Source organism: Nocardia nova (assembly GCF_002933465.1).
Classification (GTDB): domain Bacteria; phylum Actinomycetota; class Actinomycetes; order Mycobacteriales; family Mycobacteriaceae; genus Nocardia; species Nocardia nova_B.
The window spans coordinates 62,564-86,447 of the sequence record NZ_PSZE01000029.1; the positions used below are offsets into that span (position 1 = coordinate 62,564).

Here is a 23,884-nt window from a genome sequence, read left to right on the forward strand (position 1 = left end):
CCGCCAGAAAGAACCAGCCCGCCCATGTCTCTCAGCGTTCAGCGGAGCGACCGCTCCGCCCCCACGATCGTCAGCCGCCGCGCCCTGTTGCGCCTGGGCCTCGGCGCCGGCGCCCTCTTCGCGCTCGGAGCCTGCAGCGATGCCGGTGCCGGGTCCGTCGGCGGCGGTGGGCCGGGCACCGTATCGTGGGCCTGGCAGCTGCCGACCACCTGGGATCCGGTGACGTCCTCGGCCGGCTCCGATGTCACGATGCTCGCCCTCGCCTACGACGCACTGACCGCGTTGGACGGCGACGGTAACGCCGTCGGCTGGCTCGCCGAAAGCTGGGCCTACAACCACGACGGCACTCAGGTCACCTTCACGCTGCGCCCCGGGCTGAAATTCTCCGATGGGTCGCCGCTGGACGCCGCGGCGGTGGCCAGATCCATCGAACGCGGGCGGTCGGCGCCCGGCTCCCTGATCGCTCCGCAGCTCGCCGATCTGAAAAAGGTTGCGGCACAAGGTGCTCTGAACGTGGTCATCGACCTGGCCGGGACCAACTACCAGTATCCGCTGCTGTTGGCCGGCAAGACGGGCATGGTGGTCAACCCCTCGGTGTTCGAGAAGGACGCGCACGCGCTGGCGACCCGGCCCGCCGGATCGGGGCCGTTCACGCTGACCTCCTACGTCGCCAACGACCACGCGGAACTGCGCAAGAACGAGTTCTTCCACCTCGCGGACCAGATCGGGATCACCCGGTTCCTGCTCTACCCAGCCGCCGATCCGGCGACCGTCGTCGCGTCGGTGGCATCCGGGCAGTACGACGTGGCCAGGGTTCCGGCCTCGGGTATCAAGGCGGCCCAGGCGAGCGGGCTCGAGGTGCAGGTGCTCGATTCGATGTATGTCGCCGTGCTGGACGTCAATACGTCGAAGCCGCCGTTCGACAACCCCGCGGTGGTGGAGGCGATGAAGTACGGCATCGACCGTGAGGCGATCAAGAAGATCGCCAACTTCGGCATCGGCGATGTCGGCTACCAGCCCTTTCCCAAGGGATACGTCGGCTACAACGCGCAGCTGGCGCAGGCGTTTCGCTACGACCCCGCCAAGGCGCGCAAGATCCTCGCCGATGCCGGGCTGTCCGGGAAGGTGCGCTCCACATTGTCCGCAGCGGCGCCGGTTCCGGCCGCGGTGGAGCAGATTCAGGCCCAGCTCGCCGACATCGGTATCGAACTCGAGATCGACCTCGTACCGCCGTCGCAATGGACCCAGATCATGTACCTCAACCGCGCCAAACCGCTCGGCTACGACGGATTCGCCGGCCGCGAGTCGCCGCTGCAGGCGTTCCAGGTTCTGTTCAGCTCCACCGGGCTGATGAACCCGTCGCGCTCCAGCGATCCGGAACTGGTCGCGCAGCTGGCGAAGGTCGCCGCGATTCCGACCGACGCACTGGAGTATCCGGCCGCATTGCAGGAGGCGACCCGCATCGCGGTCAGCCGGTACCCCAACACATTTCTGTACGAGGTGCCGAGCATCCTGGTCCGGCGTCCGTCGCTCGCACCGCTGAAACAACACCCGAGTCTGCTTCGCTGGGAAGGCGTGACGGGATGACGGAAGCGATTGCGGCGCCGATGGTTTCGGGCGCGCCGAAGCAAACCTCGCCCGGTCTGCCGGTGTTTCGCGCCGGCGCGCGGCTGCTGCTCACCTCGGTCACGGTGCTCTTTCTCGCCTCGCTGATCACCTTCATGCTGGGCGCCCTGAGCAAGAATAATCCGGCCGCCGTGGTGCTCGGGGAAACCGCGACACCGGAGGATATCGCGCGGCTCAACCACGAGTTCGGGCTCGACCGGCCACTCGTGGTGCGCTATCTCGCCTGGGTGTGGGACGCGCTGCACGGTGATCTCGGGCGGTCGTGGTTCACCACGGTCCCCGTATCCCGATCGATCCAGCTCGCATTTCCGGTGGACCTGTCGATCGCGCTGTACGCGCTGGCGCTGGCGCTGGTCATCGGCTTCGGCGCCGGGATCGTCGCCGCCTCGCGACCGGGTGGGGTGATCGATCGGATCATCACCGTGTTCTGCTCGGTGCTGGCGACGCTGCCGCCGTTCGTCATCGGCATCGCGTTGATCGTGCTGCTGGCGGTGAAGGCGCGCCTCTTCCCGGCCGGGGGCTACTCGCCATATGCGATCGATCCGGTGCACTGGCTGCGCTGTGCCACGCTGCCCGCGCTGGCCCTGGCACTCGAGGTGGCGGCGAATATCGCGCGGCAACTGCGCACCACCCTGGTGAGCGCGCAGGCGGAGAACTACGCGATCGGCGCCCGCATGCGCGGATACGGCCGGGGCCGAGTGCTTTTCGGTCATGTCCTGCGCAATGCGGTCGCGCCGACGCTCGCCGTCGTGACCAACGCGCTCCCGCTGATCATCGGTGGCGCCGTGATGACCGAGAAGTTGTTCAACCTGCCCGGCGTCGCCCAGCTGGCACTGCAATCGGCCCAGCGCGGTGATGTGCCGGTCGTACTCGGCACGCTGCTGGTGACCTCCGGTGTCGTCCTGCTCGGCACTCTCGCGCTCGGTGCGCTGCAGATCCTGCTCGATCCCGCCGCACGCCGCGGCACCATTCCAGGAGGGCGGCGATGACGACGCTGCGCACACTTCTCGCCAATCCCAGCGCCCGCATCTGCCTGCTGATCCTCGCGGCAGTGGCGTTCCTTGCCGTCTTCGGCGGCGCGCTGGCACCGTATGACGCGCTGCGGCAATCCCCGCAGATCCTGCAGGGCCCCAGCGCCGATCATCTGCTCGGCACCGACTATGTCGGTCGCGACGTACTGAGCCGGATGATGGCCGGGACGCGGCTGTCGGTGGTAGGTGCGATCGAGGCGGTCCTGGTCGGGCTGTGCCTGGGCGTGCCTTCCGGTCTCGCGTCGGTGTGGGCGGGGCGGGCCGGTGAGTGGATCGGGTTGCGGATATCCGAGACGCTGACCGTACTTCCCTTCACCGTCTTCACCATCGCGGTGGCCGCGACCCTCGGAAACGGTATGAACCAGGCCATGGTCGCGGTCGGGATCCTGTCCGCACCAATCTTTTTCCGCATCAGCCGGGCGGTCGCGCTCGGACTGCGCAGCACCCAGTACGTCGAGTCCGCCGAGCTGATGGGCGCGTCCACCTGGTGGATCCTGCGCACCCACATGTGGAGCAAGGTGGCGCCGAATGTCACGGTGGCGGCGGCACAGGCCACCGGTGCCGCCTTGCTGGTGATCGCCTCCCTCGCCTTCCTCGGCGTCGGTATCACTCCGCCGGCTCCGACCTGGGGCGGCATGCTGGCCTCCGATCTCGGCTATCTGGAACTGCAGCCGTGGGCGCCGCTGCTGCCGGGCATACCGATGTTGCTCACCGTCGGCGCCCTCAACATCTTGGCCGACTGTCTGCGCGAGGCGAGTTCGGATGCCCCCCGGGCCCGGCGCGGACTGTTCGCGCGGCTGCTCGGCCGCGGTCTGTCGCTCCCGGCCACCGTGACGAAACCCGTGTTTCCCACCGAGGAGTTCGACCGTGTCACTATCCGATGATCCGACCGGCACCGATCCGGTGCTTCGTGTCGACGGCCTGAACGTCGACGTCGCCGGTGGCCGTCGGGCCCTGCGCGATGTCTCCTTCCAGATCCGACGGGGCGAGACCGTCGCCCTGGTCGGTGAATCGGGGTCCGGTAAGACACTGACCTGCCGCGCCATCCTCGGACTGCTGCCACCTGCGGCCGGAATCACCAGCGGAACAGTGACTTTGGGATCGGGCGAGGCCGCGGTCGAGCTCACCACCGCCCGGCCCGCCACCTGGCGGCGGTTGCGTGGTATCCGGCTGGCCGCGGTCTTCCAGGATCCCGGCTCCTACCTCAATCCCTCGCTCACCATCGGCTACCAGGTCGCCGAGCAATTACGGGTCCGCGGGGGTCTCGGCCGCCCGGCCGCACGCGAGCGCGGCCGAGAACTCCTCCGTGAGGTGGGCATTCACGATGCGGAGCGGGTCGAACGGCTGTATCCGTTCCAGCTGTCGGGTGGGATGCTGCAGCGGGTGCTCATTGCCGTCGCGATCTCCCTCGATCCGGAACTGCTGATCGCCGACGAGGCCACGACCGCACTCGACACCGTGGTCCAGGCCGAGATCTTGGAGCTGCTCGAACGGTTACAACGCCACCATCGGCTCAGTCTGCTGCTGGTGACGCACGATCTGGCGGTGGTCGCCCGGACCAGTCATCGCGTGATGGTGATGTACGCGGGTGAACTCGTCGAGTCCGGGCCGACCGAGGAGGTATTGCGCAACGCACGCCATCCCTACACGCAGGCCCTGCTCCGTGTCGCGTCGCTCGGCGACTGGTCGCGGCGCACGCTGGAGACGATCGACGGGCAACCACCGGCCGCCGGAGAGGAGATCGGCGGCTGCCGCTTCGCGGCGCGCTGCCCACACTCCGGGCCCGGCTGCGCGGACGGTGTGATCCCACTTCGCGAGGTCGGCACCGACCATCTCGCCCGCTGCGTCCGGGACCGGGTGGCCGCATGAGTACCGCACCGCTGCTGCGGATCACCGATCTGTCGGTCACCTACGCGGTGCCGCGCCGCGGCGTCGGGCTGGGCACGGGCGCGGCCCTGCAGGGCGCGAGCCTCGAGGTGTATCCGGGCGAGATCGTCGGGATCATCGGCGAAACCGGTTCCGGCAAAACGACATTGGCCCGCGCCACCGTCGGGCTTACGGCTCCCGCGGGTGGCACCATCGAGTTCGACGGGCGGGAGCTCACCGGGCTGCGTGGTCGTGAACTGCGAAACTTCCGGCGGCAGGGCCGGATTCAGCTGGTGTTCCAGGATCCGCTGCGATCACTCGACCCCGATCTCACCGTCGCCCGTCTCGTCGGCGAACCGCTGGAGGTGGCGGGCGGCATCGACAGTGCCACCCGCCGGGAACGGGCCGACCGCGCGCTGCGCGAGGTCGGCCTGGATCCCGACACGGTACGCGAGCGCCGCCCGCGCGAGCTGTCGGGAGGGCAGCGGCAGCGGGTGTCGCTCGCGCGTGCCATCGTGACCGAACCACAGCTGCTCATCTGCGACGAACCGGTCAGCGCACTCGACGTCTCCAACCGCAATCTGGTGCTGAATCTTCTCGACCGGCTGCGGCGCGACCTCGGCGTCGCGGTCGTGATCATCGCGCACGATCTGTCCTCACTGGCGGGCATCGGCGATCGGGTGGCGGTGTTCTACCGCAGCCGCCTGGTCGAACAGGGTCCGCTGCGCGACGTGCTGACCCGCCCGGCCCATCCGTACACGGCCCTGCTGGTGGCGTCCGCGCCGACCCTCGGCGAACAGTCGGCCATCCGGCCCGACGACATCAGGGTCGAACGCGAGGCCGCCCCCACCGGCGGCTGCGTATTCGCCGACCGCTGCCGGTTCGCATACACCGAATGTGCCACGCAGCCAGAACTTTTCGAGGTGGAGCAGCGCTGGTCCGCCGCCTGCCACCTGGCCGGCCGGTGGTCCGGCACTGCATCGGAAAGCATTCACACCCCACTTACGAAGGGCGAGCGATGAGCTACGACGACGTCGAGATCCTGGGCATGATCGGCACTGCCGACGCCTCCGAGACACGGCCCGGGAACGGAGCGGTGATCGACCCGGACTACACGATCCGCTTCGCCCGCGCGCACGAGGACGGCGGATTCGACCGGGTGCTGATCGGCTATGGCTCCGGCTGGCCCGAGGGCTCCCAGGTGGCGGCGGCCGTCGCCGCGCACACCGAACGACTCGGCCTGCTCGTGGCGCACCGGCCCGGTGTCGTCCATCCCACGCTGGCCTCGCGCCTGTTCACGACGCTGGATCAGTTCTCCGGCGGGCGGGTGGCGCTCAACATCGTCACCGGCAGTACCGATGTCGAGCAGCGCCGCGAGGGCGACTACCTTCCCCACGACGAGCGGTACGCTCGCACCGACGAATATCTCCGAATCCTGCGCGCGGCATGGGATACCACCGGACCTCGCGACTTCGACGGCGACTACTACCGGTTCGACGGTTTCCACCCGCAGGTCCCGCCACACGGCAACCGGCACCTCGAACTCTTCTTCGGCGGCAGTTCCCCCGCGGCCTACACGGTCGGTGCCCGGCACGCCGACACCTACATGCTGTGGGGCGAGCCGCTGCGCGAGACCGCCGAGCAGATCGCCACCGTCACCGAACGCGCGGCGGCCGCGGGCCGGGATCGCAGGCCCCGGATCTCGGTGTCGTTCCGGCCTATCCTCGGCGCCACCGACGAGGCCGCCTGGGAACGGGCCCACCGTGTCCTGGACACCATCAACGAGGGCGTCGGCAGCGCACACAACGTGCGCGCCAACCAACTTCACCCGCGCGGCGCCGAACCCCAGAACGCGGGTTCGCGGCGACTGCTGGCCGTCGCCGAGCAGGGCGAGCTGCACGATCGGTGCCTGTGGACCCCGACCGCGAAGGCGGTGGGCGGCGGCGGCAATTCCACCGCGCTGGTGGGTTCGCCGGAGACCGTTGCGGCCGCGCTGCTCGACTACATCGAGATCGGTGTGAATACGGTACTGATCCGCGGGTACGACCCGCTGCAGGACGCGATCGACTACGGCCGCGATCTGCTGCCGCTGGTGCGCGAGGAATTGGCCCACCGCCGGGCAACCCGTCACGACCGGGCGGTGGTCTAGCGGATGCGGCCGTTGCACGGTGTGCGTGTCGTGGAGTTCGCCCACGTCGCGGCCGGTCCATTCACTGGGATGCTGCTGGCGGATCTCGGCGCCGATGTGGTCAAGGTCGAGCCGCCGACGGGCGATCAGATGCGCGCGTGGCCGCCCTTTGCCGACGACGGTGCCGAGCGGTTCAGCCACAACTTCGCCTCGGTCAACCGCAACAAGCGGTCGGTGGTCGCCGATCTGCGAGATCCCGGAGATCTGGCCCGGGTCCGCGATCTGGTGGCGGCCGCCGATGTGCTGGTGGAGAACTACCGGCCGGGCGTCCTGGCCCGGCTCGGCGTCGGCTACGAGCAGGTGCGCCATCCTGGATTCGTGTACTGCTCGATCTCCGGTTACGGCCTGACGAGCCCGTACGTCGACCACGGCGCGTACGACGTTGTCATCCAAGGGATGTCGGGACTGATGAGTGTCACCGGCGAGCCCGACGGCGGGCCGGTGAAAGCGGGCGTTCCGGTCGGCGATTTCACCGCCGGGTTGTATGCCGCCTACAGCATCGCCGCCGTGCTGCCCCAGGTCCGCGCCGAGGGCCGGTCGGTGCGGCTGGATTGCCCGATGCTCGACTGCCTCATCGGCGTATCGGCACTGCAGACCAGTGAGTACTGGGGCTCGAGAGTGGAACCGGCCCGGCTCGGCACCGCCCATCCGCGCAACGCGCCGTATCAGGGATTCGCGGCCGCCGACGGCGATTTCACCGTCGCCGCGGGTAACGATCGGCTCTGGGCGGCGGTCGCCGAGGTGGTTGGGGCACCCGAACTGGCCGACGATCCGCGATTCCTGACCCAGCTGGACCGGGTCGCGCACCACACCGAACTGGCGGCGATCCTGCAGGAGCGGTTCGCGACCGCGAAACGTGACCATTGGATCGCCGAACTGCGTGCGCGGGGCGTGCCGTGCGGCCCGGTCAACTCGTTCGGTGACATCCTGTCCGATGAGCACGTGCGCGCGACCGGATTGGTCGGTTCCCTCGACGTCCCCGTCGCCGGGCCCACCCCGACGGTCGTCTTCCCGGTACGCATCGAGGGCCAGGACCCCCGCCTGGACCGAGCCGCACCGCGCCTGGGCGGTGACGACGAGATCTTCGGCGAGTGGTGTGACACATGACCCTCGCTGTCCGTCGCGGCAATGTCTGGCGGGTTCGCCTCGACCGTCCGCAGGCCGCCAACGCACTGTCGTCCGAACTCGTCGAGACCCTGCACCAGGTACTCGACGAAGCGGCCGCCGTTCGACCGGAAGCACTTGTGCTGGAAGGGAATCCACAACACTTTGCAGCCGGGTTCGATCTGACCGGACTGTCCAGCGAATCGGACGCCTCCCTCGCCCATCGATTCCTGCGGATCGGGTTGTTGCTCGAACGACTGGCCACCGCGCCCTACCTCACGGTGGCCGTCGTCGAGGGCGCCGCGATCGGCGCCGGAGCGGATATGGTCGCCGCGTGCGATCACCGGCTCGTCGGTCCGGACGCCCGATTCGGTTTTCCGGGAGCACGTTTCGGCGTCGTCCTCGGGACCGCTCGCCTGCGTGCCGTCGCCGAGCCCGTGACATTCCTGGGCGGTGACACGGTCACCGCCGCGGCTGCCGGGCGACTGGTGACCGGCACGCCCGGTGACCTCTCCGGGATCCTCGACGCGTGGGCCCGCATCGACCCGGCGACCCGGCCCTCACTGCTAGCCGAGACCCGGCCCCTGCACGACCCCGACGCCGCACTCGCCGCACTCACCCGATCCGTGATCACACCCGGCCTGCACGACCGCCTGACCACCTATCGCCGACGCGTCCTGTCCGCCCGAACCCCCAGTGAGGAGCTGGAATGACCCGACCCCCGATCGTCCCGGTCCAGACCGACATACCGGAGTTGGCGACATTCGCCGACACCGTCGCGAGCCTGATCGACGACATCCCCGACGAGCGCAGGCTGACCGCCGCCATTCGCAACGAACTCACCGCCGTCCTGACCGCCGGACTCGAACTGCCGCCGGGAAAGACGCGACCCGATCCGGACCACTACGTCATGTATCCGCTGCACGTCGACCCCGACGGCACCTTCTCCATCGCCGCCGCGGTGTGGAACGTCGGCCAGGGAACACCGGTACACGGCCACGAAACCTGGGGTGTGGTGGGAATCCACAGCGGCATCGAGGTCGAGACCCGCTACCGCAAGCCGTCGACCGAGGACGTGCCCCTCGTCGAGGAGGGCACTGCGGAGTGGTCCGCCGGTCAGGTGACGGTGTGCTGCACCACCGACGACGACGTCCACCGGGTGCGCTGCGGCGGCGACGAGCCGGTGATCGGAATCCATGTGTACGGCGCGGATATCGGCACTCTGCCGCGCCGGTCCTACAACCCGGAAACCGGTGCGGTGCACTGGTTCACATCCGCCTGGGCCGAAGGAGCGAGCGCTGCGTCGGCGCGGGACACGAAGGCCTCCGGGTTGCGGTGAAGCGGTTCCTGGACAGCTCCACTTCACTACCGGGGGCCTTCACCCGTCACACCGACTCACCCACACACAACGGGACAACCTCCCCGAACATCACACCTAGCCACGCCCGAGCGACTTGCCCAATCAGTGGCGCCTCACCGCACTGGAGGCTCATGTGAGCGTCGCAGCCGGTGACGCGGGTCTTCGTGGCCATCTCGCTCGCAGCGTGTGGTCAGCCGGGCGGCCGGTCCGCCGCCGAGCTCGAGGACCGGCCGCGCGCCGCAGCCATGGGCGGGCGGAAACGCGTTGCGCAGCCGCACGTTTCGCCGGGACTCAGGAAGACCTCGAGCGGCGCCGCGTCGAGTAGCCGGTCGCCCGGCTGGAGTGCCGCGTCGAGCGCGCGACGCGCGATCGTGTCGATGGGCTGCTGCACGGTGGTGAGTGTCAGCTGACCATAGGTATTCGTGACGTCACCGTCGAAACCAACGATGGCGATATCGGCCGGCACTCGTACTCCGCTGTCGGTCACGGCTCGAATTGCCGCAGCCGCTTGCCCATAGGTGCCGACTACCAGGCCGTCGGGTGCCGCACCGGCGGCCAGGTGGTGGCGCACCGCGTGATACGCGCCGGAGGGCGTGAGGTCGGTGCGGATCGCGCGCGCGGCCGGTCCGACCACCGACGCGTACCCCGCGTAGCGCTGAGCCACGGTTTCCCGGTCGCCGTGCTCGGTGTCCTCGGGAGTGAATCCGCCGACGAAGACGATATCGGCGCGGCGGTGCGTGGTGCGCAGGTGATCGCTGGCGAGCGCGCCGGCGTGGGTGTGGTCGGCACCGATCACGGGTGAGTCGACCCGGCCGCGATTGTTGTGTACCCAGACCACCGGAATACGCGCCTGCGCACAGAGTTTGGCCGTGGCGGGACCGTTGGCGCTGCCCACGACGATCAGCCCGTCGATGCCCGAATCGGCGAAGGCGCTGACGAATTCGGTCTCCCGCTCCGGGTCGTATCCGGTATTGCCGATCAGTGTCAGGTGATTACGGTTTCTGGCCTCGACCTCGATGTGGCCGACGAGCGCCCCGAACAGTGGCAGCCGCAGATCGGGGACGAGCAGTCCGATCTGGTGCCATCGGCGCGGGCGCCGCAACGCGCGCGCGATGCGGTCCGGGCGATAGTCGAGTTCGTCCAGTGCCTCGAGCACCTGCGCGCGCAGCGCGTCGGACACCGGTCGCGGACCGTCGTTGAGGACATAGCTGACCACGGCCGTGGAGGTCCGCGCCCGGCGCGCGACATCGGCCAGAGTCACTCGTTTGATGGTCATTGGGAGGTCCATCCTCATCCGTCACCCGCCATGCGGCAAGAGTTCGAACCATGCTGATTCTCTCACCGTATGCGCAGGTCAACACTTACGCAAATCGATTAGATTGGTTACCTCCGCGACCCACGGGCGCAACAACCGACTGGTGGAGTAATCCCTATGGCCTTCGTACGACCGACCGGTGTCACCTACTTCGACCCCGACCCGGCACATCACAGCTACGTCCTCTATTCGGGAGCGGATTCGGTGACACGCCTGATCGATCTCAACGGCGCCGTGCTCCAGCAGTGGCCGTATGCCGGTGTGCCGCCGCGCATCATCGATCCCGCGCTCAACGGAGGCCGGGTCGGTGATGTCGGCGTCCAGCTCTCGGCCGGCGACGACCCGCGGGGCGGGATCTACGCCAATCGTACGGTGGGCCAACTGTCCTGGTCCGGCGAGCGGGTGTGGGAGTGGGGGCGACAGGCGCCCGGCGGCGCGGCTCGGCAGAATCACGATTGGGAGCTGCTGCCCAACGGGAATCGCCTGCTACTGGTAACGATTCCGCGTGTCGTGCCTGTCCTCGGGACCGAGGTGGTGGGCGATCAGGGGTTGTACGAGGTCGCGCCCGACGGGGAGATCGTGTGGGAGTGGCGTGCCGGTGACCACCTCGACGAACTGGGCTTCTCAACGGCCGGATGGGAAGCCCTGCGCGCCACCGTGACTCGCGACCCGGATGATCCCTGGGGCTATCTGGAGATCAACAGCGCCAAGACCGTGGGGCCGAACCGCTGGCACCGCGCGGACCCGGGCACCGTCTTCCACCCCGACAACATCCTGATCAGCTACCGCAAGGCCAATATCGTCGCGCTGATCGATCGGGCCAGTGGCGCCATCGTGTGGAAGCTGGGCCCATACTTCGCGGCCGAGCCGGGAGCGCAGCACCAGCGGATCAACGTTCACAAGGTGCCCCGCCCGCTGGATCAGATTTCCGGGCAGCACAACCCGCACGTCATCGCGGACGGTCTGCCGGGCGCAGGCAACATCCTGGTGTTCGACAACCAGGGTGGCGCCGGCTATCCGCCCGCGGCCCTCGGAATCTACGCCGGTTCGCGGGTCCTCGAGGTCGATCCCACCACGAAAGACATCGTCTGGCAGTACACCGCCGAGGATTCCGGCCTGCCATCGTGGACGTTCTTCAGCTCCTTCGTCAGCAATGCGCAGCGACTGCCGAACGGCAACACGCTCGTCACCGAAGGGATGAACGGCCGGCTGTTCCAGGTGACCCCGGACGGCAGGGTGGTCTGGGAATATCACGCGCCCTACGAGGGCTACGGCGTCGCCGGTGAGCCGGAAGTGCGCGAACCCCGCGTGCCCGGGGTGGACCGCGCCACACTGACCCGATTGGTGTATCGGGCGCAGGCCGTGCCGTTCGACTGGGTGCCGCGCGGCACCCTGCGCGCCGTCCCAGTCCGCGTCGATCATCGGCTCACCTCGTCTTGAATTCGTTTCTCTCCCAGGAAGTTCGGCCCATGACCACATCGAGTCTGCACACCGCGTCGGACACCGCGACCGACCGCAGTCCACGCCGCGCGAGTGCGCGCATATCCCGGCCGAGCAGCCCGCGCTGGCGTGCGGCAGGCGGCACGGTCGTCAGCCTGGCGCTGGCCGGAATCGTCTGGACACTGGTCGCCGCCACCGGACATTTTCCCGCCCAACTGTTTCCGAGTCTGCCGAAGATCGCCGCGGCCGGGCATACGCTCTGGTCGGAGGGACTGCTGCTCCCGGATATCGCGGCCAGCCTGCGGCGGGCTCTGATCGGCTTCGCCGTCGGCTCGGCCGCCGGTGTGGCCGCCGCGATCCTCACCGCGAGCACGACCGCCGGGCGCAGGCTGTTGCAGCCGGTGCTGCGTTTACTGTCCCCCGTCCCGACTATCGGCCTGGTGCCGCTGGCGATCCTGTGGTTCGGGCTGGGAGAGAGCAGCAAGACCCTCGTCATCGCACTGGGCGTCCTGGTCCCGGTGTGGATCAACAGCCACACCGGATTCTCCAGTACGCCAGCCGATTTCCTGCGGGCCTCCCGCTGTCTCGGCGCCGGTCGCGGCCAGATCCTGGCTCGCGTGGTGATTCCCGAGGCACTCCCGGATGTCACGGCCGGGCTGCGGGTCGGCGCCGCGATGGCATTCGTCCTGATCGTGGTCGCCGAAATGACCGGCACCACAGCGGGTATCGGCTACCGCATCTATCAGGCGCAGCTGTACTCCCAGGCCGACCGCCTCATCTTCTGTCTGATCGTTCTCGGAATCATCGGAGCCGTATGTGATTTCGCCATCGCCGCAGTCACCGAGCCGATCACCCGCTGGGCACGTGAGGAACGCTGAGATGACCATCGCGGCACACGATCTCGTCGTGCACTTCCCGGATCAGCCCGCTCCCACGCTGCGCGACATCAGCATCAGCGTTCCCGACGGCTCGTTTCTCGTGCTCGTCGGCGCCTCGGGCAGCGGCAAATCGACACTCCTGCACTGCCTTGCGGGCCTGCTCACGCCGACCTCCGGCACCGTGGTCGACAGCGGCGAACCGGTGACCGCCCCGGACCCTCGCCGTGGCGTCGCCTTCCAGCGCGACGTCTTGTTCCCGTGGATGAGCGTCGCCGACAATATCGCGTTCGCCCTACGAGCACACCGGGTTCCGCGTGGTCACTGGCCCGCTCGCACCGCCGAACTGCTCGACCTCGTCGAACTGCCCGCCGACGTCGGCAAACAGCGGCCGAGCAGGCTCTCCGGCGGCATGCGCCAGCGCGTCGGCATCGCGCGGATGTTGGCCGGAGAACCAACCACCATGCTGATGGACGAACCGTTCGCGGCGCTGGACGCGCTCACCCGGCTGAAGATGCAGGACCTCCTCATCGACCTGTGGACGCGGCTGCATCGCACCGTCGTCTTCGTCACCCACGATGTCGACGAGGCAATTCGGTTGTCGGACACCATCGGCGTGCTGAAGGACGGCCGGATCACCAGCCACATCACCAACCCGTTGCCCCGCCCCCGGCCCGCCGCCGCACTCGCCGACCGGACCGGATACAGCGAACTCCGCCGCCGCTTGCACCACGAACTCGGCATCGACCACGAACCCGCAGACAGAGAGACCCGATGAAGATACCGACCCGGCTGCTCGCCGCCGTTCTCGCCGTGACCGCGTTGTCGTTTTCCCTTGTCGCATGCGGCAATTCGGACGACAGCGACCCTTCGACCCTCACCGTCGGATTCGTCGTCGACCCCTCCTGGGCGCAGGTACCCGTCGCCCAGCGTGCGGGGATCTTCGACAAACACGGCGTGCAGGTCAAGGTCGTGAATTTCCCCTCCGGCATCGAGGCGCTGCAAGCGCTCGCCGCGCACCAGGTCGACGTCGCCACGGCCGCCGATGTGCCCGCCGCCGCCACCCTGACGCGATCTCCTTCCTTGCGGGTCGTCGGTGACGGATCACGGTGGCAGGGATCGCGCGTCATCGCCCGGCGCAGCGCCGGGATCACCTCGATCGAGAACCTCGCGGGACGATCCATCGGCACCCCGCTGGGCACCAGCGCGGCTTACTTCGCCGAAGATACGTTGGCGGCCAGCCGAATCGACGCGAAGCTCGTGCAGGTGGCACCGCAGGCGACGGTCACCGCCGTGACCCGGCGCAACGTCGACGCTGTCGCGATCTTCCAGCCATACCAGGCCCAGGTCATCGCCGCCCTCGGCGACGACGCGGTCGAGCTGTCCGGCGGCGCCTACAACCAGCACAGCCTCTACCTGGCCACCGACACCGCGACAACGCGGAAATCGGCGGCGCTGTCCTCCTTCTTCGCCGCCCTGAACGAGGCGGGCGCGCAGCTGACGGCGCGCTCGGCCACCGCGATCACCGCCGTCGCCGACGCGACCCAACTCACCCCGGACCTCCTCGCGAAGGTCCTCCCGGAATTCGACTTCACCCTGCAGTTGCACCCCGACCTCGCCCCGAAACTCGCCACCCTCGCCACCTGGGCCCGTAATCAGGGCTCACTCGAAGAGTCCGCCCAGCTCCCCGACTACGGCTCCCTGCTCGACGGCGAGTTCGTGAAGCATGGCTAGTGCCCCACACCCAAGTGGGCGATCGAGGTGCGCTAGGTGGTCGCGAGCAGGTCGTCCAGCAGTGACCGGGTGTGGACGAGTCGGTCGATATCACCGGTAATACGGCGACGCTCCACTTCCAGTCGTTCGCGGCAGCCGTCCAACAGCAGGGAGTCGCCCGACAGGCACGAGAGGATCTCGCCGATGAGGTCCATATGCAGGCCCGCAGCGAGCAGCGTGCGGATGTGCGCGACCGTGCGGACGTCGGCGTCGCCGAAGACGCGGTACCCGGCGGCGGTTCGCTCCGACTCCCCATCCTCATCTTCTGTGTATTCAGCGTCACCACCGGCGAATTCGTCGTCGCCGGAATCCTGCCCGAGGTCGCCGCCGACCTCGGGGTCACCGTCGGCGCCGCCGGTCTGCTGGTCACCGCGTACGCCGCCGGCATGATCATCGGCGGGCCGCTGCTCACCGCCGTGACAGCCGGAATCGATCGGAAGCGGCTGATGGTGGCCCTGCTGGCTGTCGCGGTCGTCGGCAATGCCGTCTCCGCCCTCGCGCCCGACTTCCGGCTGCTGTTGGCGGCACGGTTGCTCACCGCACTGGTGACCTCGACGTTCTTCGCCCAGGCCGTCGTGATCGCGGTACAGTCCGCGGCCCCGGAACGAGCCGGAACCATGGTGGCCCGCTTGGCATTCGGCATGAACCTGGCGATGATCCTCGGAGCCCCGATCGGCACCCGGATCGGTAGTCAGTGGGGTTGGCGGGCGACGTTCGCCACGATCGCGGTCGCCTGCCTCATCGGCCTCGTCTCGGTCGCCCGGACATTCGCCTCCGCGACCGACGCGGACCGGACCTCGGCCGTCGCGGAGTTGCGGGTCCTGCGGCGGGGGCCGGTGCTGGTGGCGCTGGCGATCACCGCGGTCGGCAACGTCGGAGCACTGATGGTGTTCAGCTACCTCGCCCCGCTGCTGACGAACCTGGGTCGGCATCCCGCCGGCCGCCTGCCACTGCTGCTGCTCGCCTATGGCGTCGGCGCGACGATCGGCAATCTCGTCGGCGGCAGACTCTACGACCACAACCCACGGTTCGCTCAGCCCGCCCTGCTCGGGCTGCTGGCCGCGACCTTCGTGGGTGCGTGGTTCATCGCAACCGTCACCGCGCTCACCGTGCTCGCCGTCGTCGCGATCGGTCTCCTCGGCTTCGCCGTCATCCCCGGAATGCAGGCGCGCGTGATGACAACCGCCGCCGCGGCACCCACCCTGGCCATGGCCGTCAACGCCTCCGGCTACCAGCTCGCCGCGGCCGCCGCAGGACTCGTCGGTGGACTGATCTCGCCGACTCGCCCGCAGGCCCCCGCCCCCTCTATCTCGTCGCCGCCGGCCTCACCGTCTGCGGCTTGCTCATGACCATCACCGCCAACCGTGCGTCCCACCCCCAGGACGTCGCGGTCATGCTGGATTGATCCGCTCAACAGCCGACACGCGCCCCGCCGGTTACGGACCGGCGGGCCGTGCGATCACCGCATCCAGCGACCACCGGCCGGGCCCCACCCACAGCAGGAAGATCAAACCGAGCAGCATCGCGAAATCGGTGCGTGCGTCGTGGGCCATTCCCCAGAAACCCTGCACTCCGCCGAATCCGCCCGGGCGCAGCTCACGCACTTTGGTCAGCGCGATCGCCAGGCCGATGTCGATCAGCAGCGGCACCGTGGCCAGCCGGGTCAGCAGACCGAACAGGATCAAGGCGCCGCACACGATTTCGACGACACCGTCGAGGTCGGCGAAGAACGTCGGTGCCGGTATCCCGATCTTGTCGAAGCGACCCGGCCCCAGCGTGTGCGGGTAGACGAACTTCTGAATCCCCTCACTGAGGAACACCAGTCCCACCGCCACCCGGATACAGATCACCGCGGGCGGGCCCTCGGGGCCCAGCATCTTCGACCACGACCACCGCTGCGCTTCCGCCATGAGACTTCGCCTCCCGACATCGCCACCTGGTACCGCATCCGACCCTACGGCGAGCGCACTGCCGCTGACTGTGGATACGGCTCAGCCACTCCGTTCGATCCCGGAAGCCTCGCTGACGAAGACGACCCGGCGGCGTGCCGTGCGAGCGACACGCCGCCAGGTGGCGGTCCCGATCCCGGACCGCCGACGATCCGCACGGTGGGAAACGCCGGCGAATCCGTATCAGCCGATGTTGGCCGACAAGTCCGGAGCCATCCGATACACCTCGTCACGCCAGTTGTTCCAGGCGTGGATGCCGAAGGCCGGGAAGTCGTAGGAGATGTTCTGCGCGCCCAGTGATGCCATCCGCACCTGGAATGCGCGGGTGTTCACCAGCGCCAGGGCCTCGAGTCCCATGCCGTTGACGGTGCCCATATTCGGTCCGTCGGTCGCGGTCGGCAGTCCACTGCCTGCCGAGATCCACAGCCGCGTGTGATTCTGAATCAGCCTGGGCGCGAACACGAACGGATCCATCCGCAGCCACTGCGGACCCCACGGCGGAGCCATCGAATCGACGTTGTAACCACCCGCGTCGAGCATCGCCACGCGGATCGCCTCGCGCATGCCCGGCCCCGAGATGTTGAGGTAGCCGGAGAAGGACCCGGCGAAGCTGAACTGGTCGGGATGGTAGGCGGCCAGCGTCAGCGCGGCACTGCCGCCCATCGACAGTCCGAAGACGCCGTTGCGGTCGGCACGGAAGCCCAGCCGGTCACGCAGCGCGTCGCGCAGATTCTGTGTCAGGAAAGTCTCCCACTTGTAGGTGTAGGACTTACCCGGTCCGGCCGAAAAGGCTTGCAGCGCACCGGATCCCGACGACGACCCGGACGAGGATCCCGAGCCGGGCGCGACACCGAGGAAGCTCGACGGCGCGTTCCAGTCCGCGTAGAAGCTGGACTGTCCGCCGACGGGCATCACCACGTTGATATTCCAGGAGGTCAGCAGGTGCGCGATATCGGTTTCGATCTCCCAGCCGTTGAGATCCTCGCGGGCGCGCATGCCGTCGAGGGCGTAGACGACGCGGTCGGTATTGCCGTCGGCGGCGCGGAAGACACGCGATTTGATCGGCCCCATACTCGAGTCGACCCAGAAGTCGAAGCCGGCGGGGTCGAAGGCGGCCGAGGCCCGCGGGAGCTGGCCCGATACCGCGGCGGTCAGCGGTACGAACAGCGCCAGAGCCAAGGCGAGCAGGGTCCGCCCGAGCGTCCCGGATCTCTGCCGACGCAATCTTCGCATGTAAACAGCACCTTTCGTGATCGAACGCCGAGGCCCCGCCCCCGCCGGGCCGCGACGGTGCCCAGTGCCGCCACCCCGACCCCCGGTCTCGCCGGGGTGCGCCCGCGCTGCGCGTGTCACGCCCGTATCGACCACCCGTTCAGCACCGTTACTGAAATGTGATGTTTATTTCCGATCGACCGGTCTCGCATAACAGACATACCGAGCGGTCAGCCGGCGAAGGCGACCGGCGTCCGTGTGTCCGGACCATCCAGCGAGATGGTGCGCGCGACCTTCTGCGGCGCTCCGCCGATCAGCCCCCGCCACGGCAGGTAACGCAGCATCCGCACGTTGAGGTTCCGAAATCCGATCATCGCCCTGGTACTCGGCGCGTACCAGGCACCGACGCCCTCGGCGAACTTTTGACAGGCGTCGACCATCGGGCGCATCCGGTCCTCGTAGCGCGCGAAGCCGCGCGGTGATCGTCACGAGCCGCCGCCAGTTCGGCGGCCAGCACGTAGGCGCCGACGAGCGACAGATCCGCACCCTGCCCCGATAGTGGTGACGCGCAGTAACCGGCGTCGCCGACCAGCGCGACCCGGCCCGACGACCACGCCTGCATCCGAATCTGCGCCATGGCATCGAAGTAGAAGTCCGGCGCGGCGGGCGGTGTCACGGTAGTCGTAGTCGAGCCGATCCGAGGCCCACGCGAAGATCGCCTTCGCCATCGTGTAGATCGAGATGTAGTAGCCCATGTGGCGCAGGAACGGCGACTCCGGCCCGAACACCAGCCCGCGAGTGTTCGAATGCGCGCCGTCGGCGCCGACGCCGTTGAAGGTCTCGCTGTCGATGCTGACACGCACTCGCCCGGCAGAGTCGACATAGCACGTGCCGCGTTTGCCGGTGCCGCGCTCGTGGACCTGTTCCAGCAGACCCACCCGGCGAACCACCTCGGTGGCCGTACCCAGCACGTCGACGGCCTGGCCGCCGGCCCCGCACCGGCCAGGGCCTCGGACTGGCGGCGCACCAGCTCATCGACGCGGAAAACACGCCGCGCGGACGCGATCTCGCTCGCGCGATTCGGTTCATCGCGGACCGTCTCGATGCGGAAGACGCAGCGGGCGCCTGATTCACCGGAAGCGGAGTCGGCGTATTCCTGTGGACCGCACAATCATTCGAGTCGACCGAACGATATTCGGCCTTGACACGCTGGGGATGCCGACAGCTCCGTCCCACCGCATGCGCGACTTCACCCTCGCTCGGCCGCATCCCTCGCGGTGGGCCGGCCGCGGCCCCACTACGCCATCCTCAGCCCGCGACGCGGAAACGCATTCGCCCGCAGCCTACTTGTCAGGGAACCCGGCGGAGAATCCGGCGGCTATGAGTACGGCGGCGATGACCGACAGGACGGCGATGCTCCACATGGCAAACCTCTTCGATTATGGGCCAAGCGAACTCACCGTAGCTTGATGTGCTTCACACCGCGGCCGAAACGGCGTATTCGGCAGCGCCGACTCGCCCGCGCCGAGTCCGACCCGCCCACAACGCAATTCCCCGGCGCCGTGCGGGCGGGCGCGATGCGATGGGCCGGCTCGGTCGATGCCCGCGTATGACAGGGCGGTTTTGCTGCGACGAACTCGGGCTCGCCCGAACCTGCCGCACACACATGTTTCAATGCGCATATGTCCGTGAGGCAATGAATTGGTGCGGTAGATCCCCGGGCGGAACTCTCCTCGACGCCGGGAATCGGCGGGGACGTCCGGTGCGGACGAAACATCCGCCCGCACCGGCACTTCCACTACTTCTTCGAGCGATCTCGCTTCTCGCGCACCCGCACCGAGATGCGCACCGGGGAACCGTCGAAACCGAACTCCTCACGCAGGCGGCGCTCCAGGAATCGGCGGTAGCCCGCCTCCAGGAATCCGGTGGTGAACAGGACGAACGTCGGCGGCCGGGTGGTCGCCTGGGTCGCGAACAGCACGCGCGGCAGTCGCCCGCCCCGCATCGGCGGCGGCGTCGCCGCGATGACCTCCTTGAGCCAGGTGTTGAGCCGGCCCGTGGGGATCCGCTGGTCCCAGGATTCGAGCGCGGTTTCCATTGCCGGAACAAGCTTTTGAACCGCGCGGCCGGTGTGGGCGGAGATGTTCACCCGCTGTGCCCACGGCACCCGCACCAGTTCGCGCTCCACCTCACGCTCGAGCTGGTAGCGACGATCCTCGTCGACCAGATCCCATTTGTTGAACGCGAGCACGAGCGCGCGGCCGGCATCGGCGACCATGCCGATCACCCGCAGATCCTGTTCGGTGATCGGTTCGGAGGCGTCGATGAGCATGATCGCGACCTCGGCGGCCTCGATGGCGGCCTTGGTGCGCAACGAGGCGTAGAACTCCGTTCCGTCGGCGGTGCCGACCTTGCGACGCAGGCCGGCGGTATCGACGAAACGCCATGTCTTACCGCCCAATTCGACCAGCGAGTCGACCGGATCGACCGTCGTTCCGGCCACATCGTGCACCACGGAGCGCTCGTCGCCGGACAGCTTGTTCAGCAGGCTGGACTTGCCGACGTTCGGCTTGCCGACCAGGGCCACTCGCCGGGGACCTCCTCCCCCGGATCCCTCGCGGGGAGTTTCCGGCAGCACCGCCAGCACATCGTCGAGCAGGTCGCCGGTACCGCGACCGTGCGCCGCCGACACCATCCGCGGCTCCCCCAGCCCGAGTGACCACAGCACGGCCGCATCGGCCTCGGCCTTCTCGCCGTCGACCTTGTTCGCGACCAGGATCACCGGAGTCTTGGAGCGCCGCAACGCCTTCACCGCCGCCTCGTCGGTCGCGGTCGCACCGACGGTGGCGTCCACGACCAGCAAGATCGCATCGGCGGTCCGCATCGCCAGTTCGGCCTGCCGGGCCACCGCCTGCTGCAGCCCCTTCGCGTCGGGTTCCCAGCCGCCGGTGTCCTGCACCAGGAAGCGACGACCCGCCCAGCTCGCCTCGTACGACACCCGGTCGCGGGTGACGCCCGGGATGTCCTCCACGACCGCCTCGCGGCGGCCCAGGATCCGGTTCACCAGCGTCGATTTGCCGACGTTCGGGCGGCCGACGACGGCCACCGTGGGCATCGGCACATGCTCGTGCGCGTCGGCATCGCCCTCGAAATCGGCGATCTCCCAATCGGTTTCGTCGGTCCAGATGCCGTCGCCGGCGAGCGTGTCGGAATTCGAACTCGGTGTCACACTCGGGCTCATCTGCGCTCTCCCACCGTAATCTGCTGCGCCACAACCCGGTACAGCTCGTCGATGACCTGGTCCATGCTCAGCTCGCTGGTGTCGACCTGCACCGCGTCCGCGGCCGGGCGCAGCGGCGATACCGCGCGGGTGGAATCCAGATTGTCGCGGCGCTGTACGTCGGCCAGCACCGCGTCGTAATCGTCGCCGCGACCTTCGGCGATGTTCTGCTGATTGCGCCGCGCCGCGCGGGCCTGCGCCGACGCGGTCAGATAGATCTTGGCGTCGGCATCGGGCAGCACGACCGTGCCGATATCGCGGCCTTCGACCACGATGCGCCCGGCCGCGGCCGCGATCTCACGCTGCAGGGCGACCAGTTGCGTCCGTACCTCGGCCACCGCGGAGACGGCGGAGACCGCCTTGGTCACCGCGTCGCCGCGAATCTCGGCCGAGACGTCCTCGCCGTCGAGTTCGATCAGCTCGTGGCCGGGATCGGTGCCGATGGTGAGCGGCAGGTCCTTGACCGCGGCCGCGATCTCGGCGGGATCGGTCAGCTCGACACCGCTGCGCAGCACCCGCAGTGTCGCGACGCGATACATCGCGCCGGTGTCGAGATAGCGTGCGCCGAGCCGCGCCGCGAGACGACGCGACACACTCGACTTGCCGGTGCCCGACGGGCCGTCCATGGCGACGACGAGTTCCGCGCCCGCGATGCCGTCGTCGCCGATGCCGGATTCCACCACACGGCCTCCTCGGATCCGATCGTCCAGCATGTCCACACCACTCACAACTCCACCGCCTCGTACAACTTCCCGATTTCGTCGCGGCCCAGCACTCGCAGAGTGCCCGACCGTTGATCGCCCAGCGCGACCGGCCCGATATGCGTGCGAACCAGCGCGATCACCGGGTACCCGACCTCGGCCAGCAACCGCCGCACGATGTGCTTGCGGCCCTCGTGCAGGATCACGCGGACCAGCGTCTTGCCCTCGGCGACCTCGAGTACCTGGAATTTGTCGACCTTCGCCGGGCCGTCCTCGAGTTCGACGCCGTCGCGCAGCTGCTTGCCGACCGCACGCTGCATTTCACCCTGCACCGTCGCGAGATAGGTCTTCGACACCTGGAACGACGGATGCATCAGCCGATGCGCGAGATCGCCGTCGTTGGTGAGCAGCAGTAGCCCCTCGGTATCGGCGTCGAGGCGGCCGACGTGGAACAGCCGCTGGCCGGCCATCACCCGCTCGGCGACGATATCGCCGACGCAGGGGCGGCCCAGTTCGTCCGACATCGTCGACTGGAAACCCTTGGGCTTGTTCAGCGCCAGGTAGACCTGTTCGTCGCGAACCACGACGCGAACGCCGTCGACCCGCACCACCGCCGTATCGGGATCGATGCGCAGGCCCTGTTCGCGCACCACCGCACCGTCGACCTCGACGCGGCCCTGTTCGATGAGCTCTTCGGCCGCGCGGCGCGACGCCACGCCGGCCTTGGCGAGCACCTTCTGCAGGCGCTCGCCCTCACCCCACGGCAACTTCCTGGGACCGGACTGCTCGGCCTCGACGTGCTGGTGGCGGGCGGGTTTGGCGAAACTCAACACGGTCGGCGGAGTCTTGCGCTTCTTCGGCTTCGGAGCGGCGGTGCGGGGGCGGCCGACGGCGGCGCCGCGATCCCGCGAACCGGCGGGTGAATCGCCACGTGAGGGGCGGGCATCGCCACGGCCGTATCGCGAGTCACCACGCGCGTCCCCGGCCGCCTGGCCGCGAGCGAACCGATCGCCACGGCCGTAGCCACCTTCGGACCGCGAACCCCGTCCGGCGCTGTCGCCGCCGCGGCCGTAGCTCTCGCCGCCACGGTGGTAGCGGTCGTCTCCCCGGCCGGAGCGGTCACCGCCGCGGCCGTAACGATCTTCTCCTCGGCTGGACCGGTCACCGCCGCGGCCGTAACGATCTTCTCCTCGGCTGGACCGGTCACCACCGCGGCCGTAGCTGTCGCCCCCGCGGCCGGAGCGGTCGTCCCCCCGGCCCGGTCGCGACCCACGTGTGTCGCCGCCGCGGCCGTAACTGTCCTCCTGGCGCCCGTAGCGGTCGCCGCGCGATCCGCCGCGTCCGTCGTCGGCGCGGTCGGCGCGTCCGGCCGCCCCTCGTGCCGTGCGTCCGCCGCCGCGAGGCGGGTCGCTGTGTCTTTTCCTACGGTCCGGTGTGCCATCTCGGCGAGCGGGTGTATTCACGTGGTCCTCTGATCAGTCGACAGGATCCGCTGCGGATCCGGTCAATCCTCGGTGCCGAGATCGATATCCGATTCGGCGGGTTTCTTCAGCTTGGTGTACCGGGGGTCGGTATCCAGGCTCTCGTTGATCTCATCGATCAGGTCGACGCCCGGTAGCAGGGGCGCCAGCGACGGAAGTTCCGCCAGCGACGCGAGCCCGATCCGTTCCAGGAACAGTTCGGTGGTGACGTAGAGGGTGCCGTTGGTATCGACATCGGCGCCCGCCTCGGCGATCAGTCCCCGCGCCACCAGGGTGCGGATCACGCCGTCGACGTTCACCCCGCGCACGGCACTCACTCGTGCTCGCGTAACCGGTTGACGATAGGCGATAACCGCTAAAGTTTCCAAAGCGGCCCTGGTGAGCTTGGACCGCGCCCCGTCCAACAGCATACGTTCGACGTAGGGCGCGTACTCGGTCCGGGTGTACAGACGCCACCCATCGCCCACATAGCGCAGATCGATTCCACTGCCCCGCGCGGTCCACTCCGCCGACATCTCCCGCAGCACCCGCTCGACCCGGGCGGGCGCGTCGTCGACCGCCGCCGCGAGCAGTTCCACCGACGCCGGCGCATCCACCACCAGCAGCATCGCCTCGAGCGCCGACCGCAACTCCTGGTCGTCGAGCGGGCGGGACACGTCCGCCTCCCCCCTGTCTCTTATACA

The 23,884-nt window shown here is 68.6% G+C and carries 25 protein-coding genes; 14 read left to right on the top strand and 11 right to left on the bottom strand.

What is annotated here, in order from left to right; all coding sequences use genetic code 11:
• Positions 1 to 24: 24 nt before the first annotated feature.
• The 9 genes from C5E41_RS26865 to C5E41_RS26905 are packed head-to-tail and all read left to right on the top strand — an operon-like array spanning position 25 to position 9,154.
• Positions 25 to 1,587: an ABC transporter substrate-binding protein gene (locus C5E41_RS26865; protein ID WP_104378524.1), complete on the top strand. Its 1,563-nt coding sequence runs from the start codon at positions 25 to 27 to the stop codon at positions 1,585 to 1,587.
• A complete protein-coding gene (locus tag C5E41_RS26870) occupies positions 1,584 to 2,615 on the top strand; it encodes an ABC transporter permease (protein WP_219823253.1) in 1,032 nt (343 codons plus the stop codon). The genes C5E41_RS26865 and C5E41_RS26870 overlap by 4 nt, the downstream gene beginning before the upstream one ends.
• Positions 2,612 to 3,541, top strand: a complete 930-nt coding sequence (locus tag C5E41_RS26875) for an ABC transporter permease (protein ID WP_104378525.1) — start codon at positions 2,612 to 2,614, stop codon at positions 3,539 to 3,541. Before C5E41_RS26870 ends, C5E41_RS26875 begins: the two co-directional genes overlap by 4 nt.
• Complete coding sequence (locus C5E41_RS26880) at positions 3,525 to 4,526, top strand: ABC transporter ATP-binding protein (RefSeq protein ID WP_104378526.1); 1,002 nt, start codon at positions 3,525 to 3,527, stop codon at positions 4,524 to 4,526. The genes C5E41_RS26875 and C5E41_RS26880 overlap by 17 nt, the downstream gene beginning before the upstream one ends.
• Positions 4,523 to 5,545 (top strand): ABC transporter ATP-binding protein, encoded by a 1,023-nt coding sequence (locus C5E41_RS26885; protein ID WP_104378527.1) that lies wholly within the window; start codon positions 4,523 to 4,525, stop codon positions 5,543 to 5,545. Before C5E41_RS26880 ends, C5E41_RS26885 begins: the two co-directional genes overlap by 4 nt.
• Positions 5,542 to 6,672 (top strand): LLM class flavin-dependent oxidoreductase, encoded by a 1,131-nt coding sequence (locus tag C5E41_RS26890; protein ID WP_104378528.1) that lies wholly within the window; start codon positions 5,542 to 5,544, stop codon positions 6,670 to 6,672. Before C5E41_RS26885 ends, C5E41_RS26890 begins: the two co-directional genes overlap by 4 nt.
• A 3-nt stretch (positions 6,673 to 6,675) precedes the next feature.
• Complete coding sequence (locus tag C5E41_RS26895) at positions 6,676 to 7,818, top strand: CaiB/BaiF CoA transferase family protein (RefSeq protein ID WP_104378529.1); 1,143 nt, start codon at positions 6,676 to 6,678, stop codon at positions 7,816 to 7,818.
• Positions 7,815 to 8,528 carry an enoyl-CoA hydratase/isomerase family protein gene (locus C5E41_RS26900; protein WP_104378530.1) on the top strand — a complete coding sequence of 238 codons (714 nt, stop codon included), beginning with the start codon at positions 7,815 to 7,817 and terminating at the stop codon, positions 8,526 to 8,528. The genes C5E41_RS26895 and C5E41_RS26900 overlap by 4 nt, the downstream gene beginning before the upstream one ends.
• Entirely contained in the window at positions 8,525 to 9,154 is a 630-nt protein-coding gene (locus C5E41_RS26905; protein ID WP_219823254.1) for a hypothetical protein, read from the top strand. Before C5E41_RS26900 ends, C5E41_RS26905 begins: the two co-directional genes overlap by 4 nt.
• Positions 9,155 to 9,365: 211 nt before the next feature.
• Here C5E41_RS26905 and C5E41_RS26910 read toward each other — a convergent pair whose 3' ends face one another.
• A complete protein-coding gene (locus C5E41_RS26910) occupies positions 9,366 to 10,451 on the bottom strand; it encodes a LacI family DNA-binding transcriptional regulator (RefSeq protein ID WP_258081278.1) in 1,086 nt (361 codons plus the stop codon).
• A 156-nt stretch (positions 10,452 to 10,607) separates the two neighbouring features.
• Here C5E41_RS26910 and C5E41_RS26915 point away from each other — a divergent pair, with 156 nt between their 5' ends.
• Genes C5E41_RS26915 through C5E41_RS26930 form a run of 4 tightly spaced genes read left to right on the top strand, consistent with a single transcriptional unit; the run spans position 10,608 to position 14,539 of the window.
• Positions 10,608 to 11,930 carry an aryl-sulfate sulfotransferase gene (locus tag C5E41_RS26915; protein WP_104378532.1) on the top strand — a complete coding sequence of 441 codons (1,323 nt, stop codon included), beginning with the start codon at positions 10,608 to 10,610 and terminating at the stop codon, positions 11,928 to 11,930.
• A 29-nt stretch (positions 11,931 to 11,959) separates the two neighbouring features.
• Positions 11,960 to 12,808: an ABC transporter permease gene (locus C5E41_RS26920; protein ID WP_104378533.1), complete on the top strand. Its 849-nt coding sequence runs from the start codon at positions 11,960 to 11,962 to the stop codon at positions 12,806 to 12,808.
• A 1-nt stretch (position 12,809) separates the two neighbouring features.
• Positions 12,810 to 13,583 (top strand): ABC transporter ATP-binding protein, encoded by a 774-nt coding sequence (locus C5E41_RS26925; protein WP_104378534.1) that lies wholly within the window; start codon positions 12,810 to 12,812, stop codon positions 13,581 to 13,583.
• Complete coding sequence (locus tag C5E41_RS26930; protein WP_104378535.1) at positions 13,580 to 14,539, top strand: ABC transporter substrate-binding protein; 960 nt, start codon at positions 13,580 to 13,582, stop codon at positions 14,537 to 14,539. Before C5E41_RS26925 ends, C5E41_RS26930 begins: the two co-directional genes overlap by 4 nt.
• 32 nt (positions 14,540 to 14,571) lie before the next feature.
• Here C5E41_RS26930 and C5E41_RS34565 read toward each other — a convergent pair whose 3' ends face one another.
• Positions 14,572 to 14,733, bottom strand: coding sequence for a hypothetical protein (locus C5E41_RS34565; protein ID WP_219823255.1), 162 nt, complete (start codon positions 14,731 to 14,733; stop codon positions 14,572 to 14,574).
• On the opposite strand from C5E41_RS34565, the gene C5E41_RS26940 reads away from it, so the two are divergent.
• Positions 14,734 to 15,927, top strand: coding sequence for an MFS transporter (locus C5E41_RS26940; RefSeq protein ID WP_219823256.1), 1,194 nt, complete (start codon positions 14,734 to 14,736; stop codon positions 15,925 to 15,927).
• An 87-nt stretch (positions 15,928 to 16,014) separates the two neighbouring features.
• Here C5E41_RS26940 and C5E41_RS26945 read toward each other — a convergent pair whose 3' ends face one another.
• The 9 genes from C5E41_RS26945 to scpB all read right to left on the bottom strand — a co-directional run bounded on the left by C5E41_RS26945 (position 16,015) and on the right by scpB (position 23,881).
• Positions 16,015 to 16,452 carry a DoxX family protein gene (locus C5E41_RS26945; RefSeq protein WP_104378550.1) on the bottom strand — a complete coding sequence of 146 codons (438 nt, stop codon included), beginning with the start codon at positions 16,450 to 16,452 and terminating at the stop codon, positions 16,015 to 16,017.
• A 258-nt stretch (positions 16,453 to 16,710) separates the two neighbouring features.
• Complete coding sequence (locus tag C5E41_RS26950; RefSeq protein WP_104378536.1) at positions 16,711 to 17,760, bottom strand: alpha/beta hydrolase; 1,050 nt, start codon at positions 17,758 to 17,760, stop codon at positions 16,711 to 16,713.
• 209 nt (positions 17,761 to 17,969) lie between these two features.
• A complete protein-coding gene (locus C5E41_RS34570) occupies positions 17,970 to 18,188 on the bottom strand; it encodes a hypothetical protein (protein ID WP_219823259.1) in 219 nt (72 codons plus the stop codon).
• Positions 18,110 to 18,331 (bottom strand): hypothetical protein, encoded by a 222-nt coding sequence (locus tag C5E41_RS35385; RefSeq protein ID WP_258081279.1) that lies wholly within the window; start codon positions 18,329 to 18,331, stop codon positions 18,110 to 18,112. The genes C5E41_RS34570 and C5E41_RS35385 overlap by 79 nt, the downstream gene beginning before the upstream one ends.
• Positions 18,225 to 18,710: a hypothetical protein gene (locus C5E41_RS35390; protein ID WP_258081280.1), complete on the bottom strand. Its 486-nt coding sequence runs from the start codon at positions 18,708 to 18,710 to the stop codon at positions 18,225 to 18,227. The genes C5E41_RS35385 and C5E41_RS35390 overlap by 107 nt, the downstream gene beginning before the upstream one ends.
• A gap of 827 nt (positions 18,711 to 19,537) precedes the next feature.
• Positions 19,538 to 20,980 (bottom strand): ribosome biogenesis GTPase Der, encoded by a 1,443-nt coding sequence (gene der / locus C5E41_RS26960; protein WP_104378537.1) that lies wholly within the window; start codon positions 20,978 to 20,980, stop codon positions 19,538 to 19,540.
• Positions 20,977 to 21,645 carry a (d)CMP kinase gene (cmk, locus tag C5E41_RS26965; protein ID WP_063018201.1) on the bottom strand — a complete coding sequence of 223 codons (669 nt, stop codon included), beginning with the start codon at positions 21,643 to 21,645 and terminating at the stop codon, positions 20,977 to 20,979. Before cmk ends, der begins: the two co-directional genes overlap by 4 nt.
• Positions 21,646 to 21,743: 98 nt before the next feature.
• On the bottom strand, positions 21,744 to 23,183 hold the full coding sequence (locus C5E41_RS26970; protein WP_104378538.1) for a pseudouridine synthase: 1,440 nt from the start codon (positions 23,181 to 23,183) through the stop codon (positions 21,744 to 21,746).
• A gap of 41 nt (positions 23,184 to 23,224) precedes the next feature.
• The gene (scpB, locus tag C5E41_RS26975; protein WP_104378539.1) at positions 23,225 to 23,881 is read right to left on the bottom strand and encodes an SMC-Scp complex subunit ScpB; all 657 of its coding nucleotides are present in this window, start codon (positions 23,879 to 23,881) and stop codon (positions 23,225 to 23,227) included.
• Positions 23,882 to 23,884: the final 3 nt, after the last annotated feature.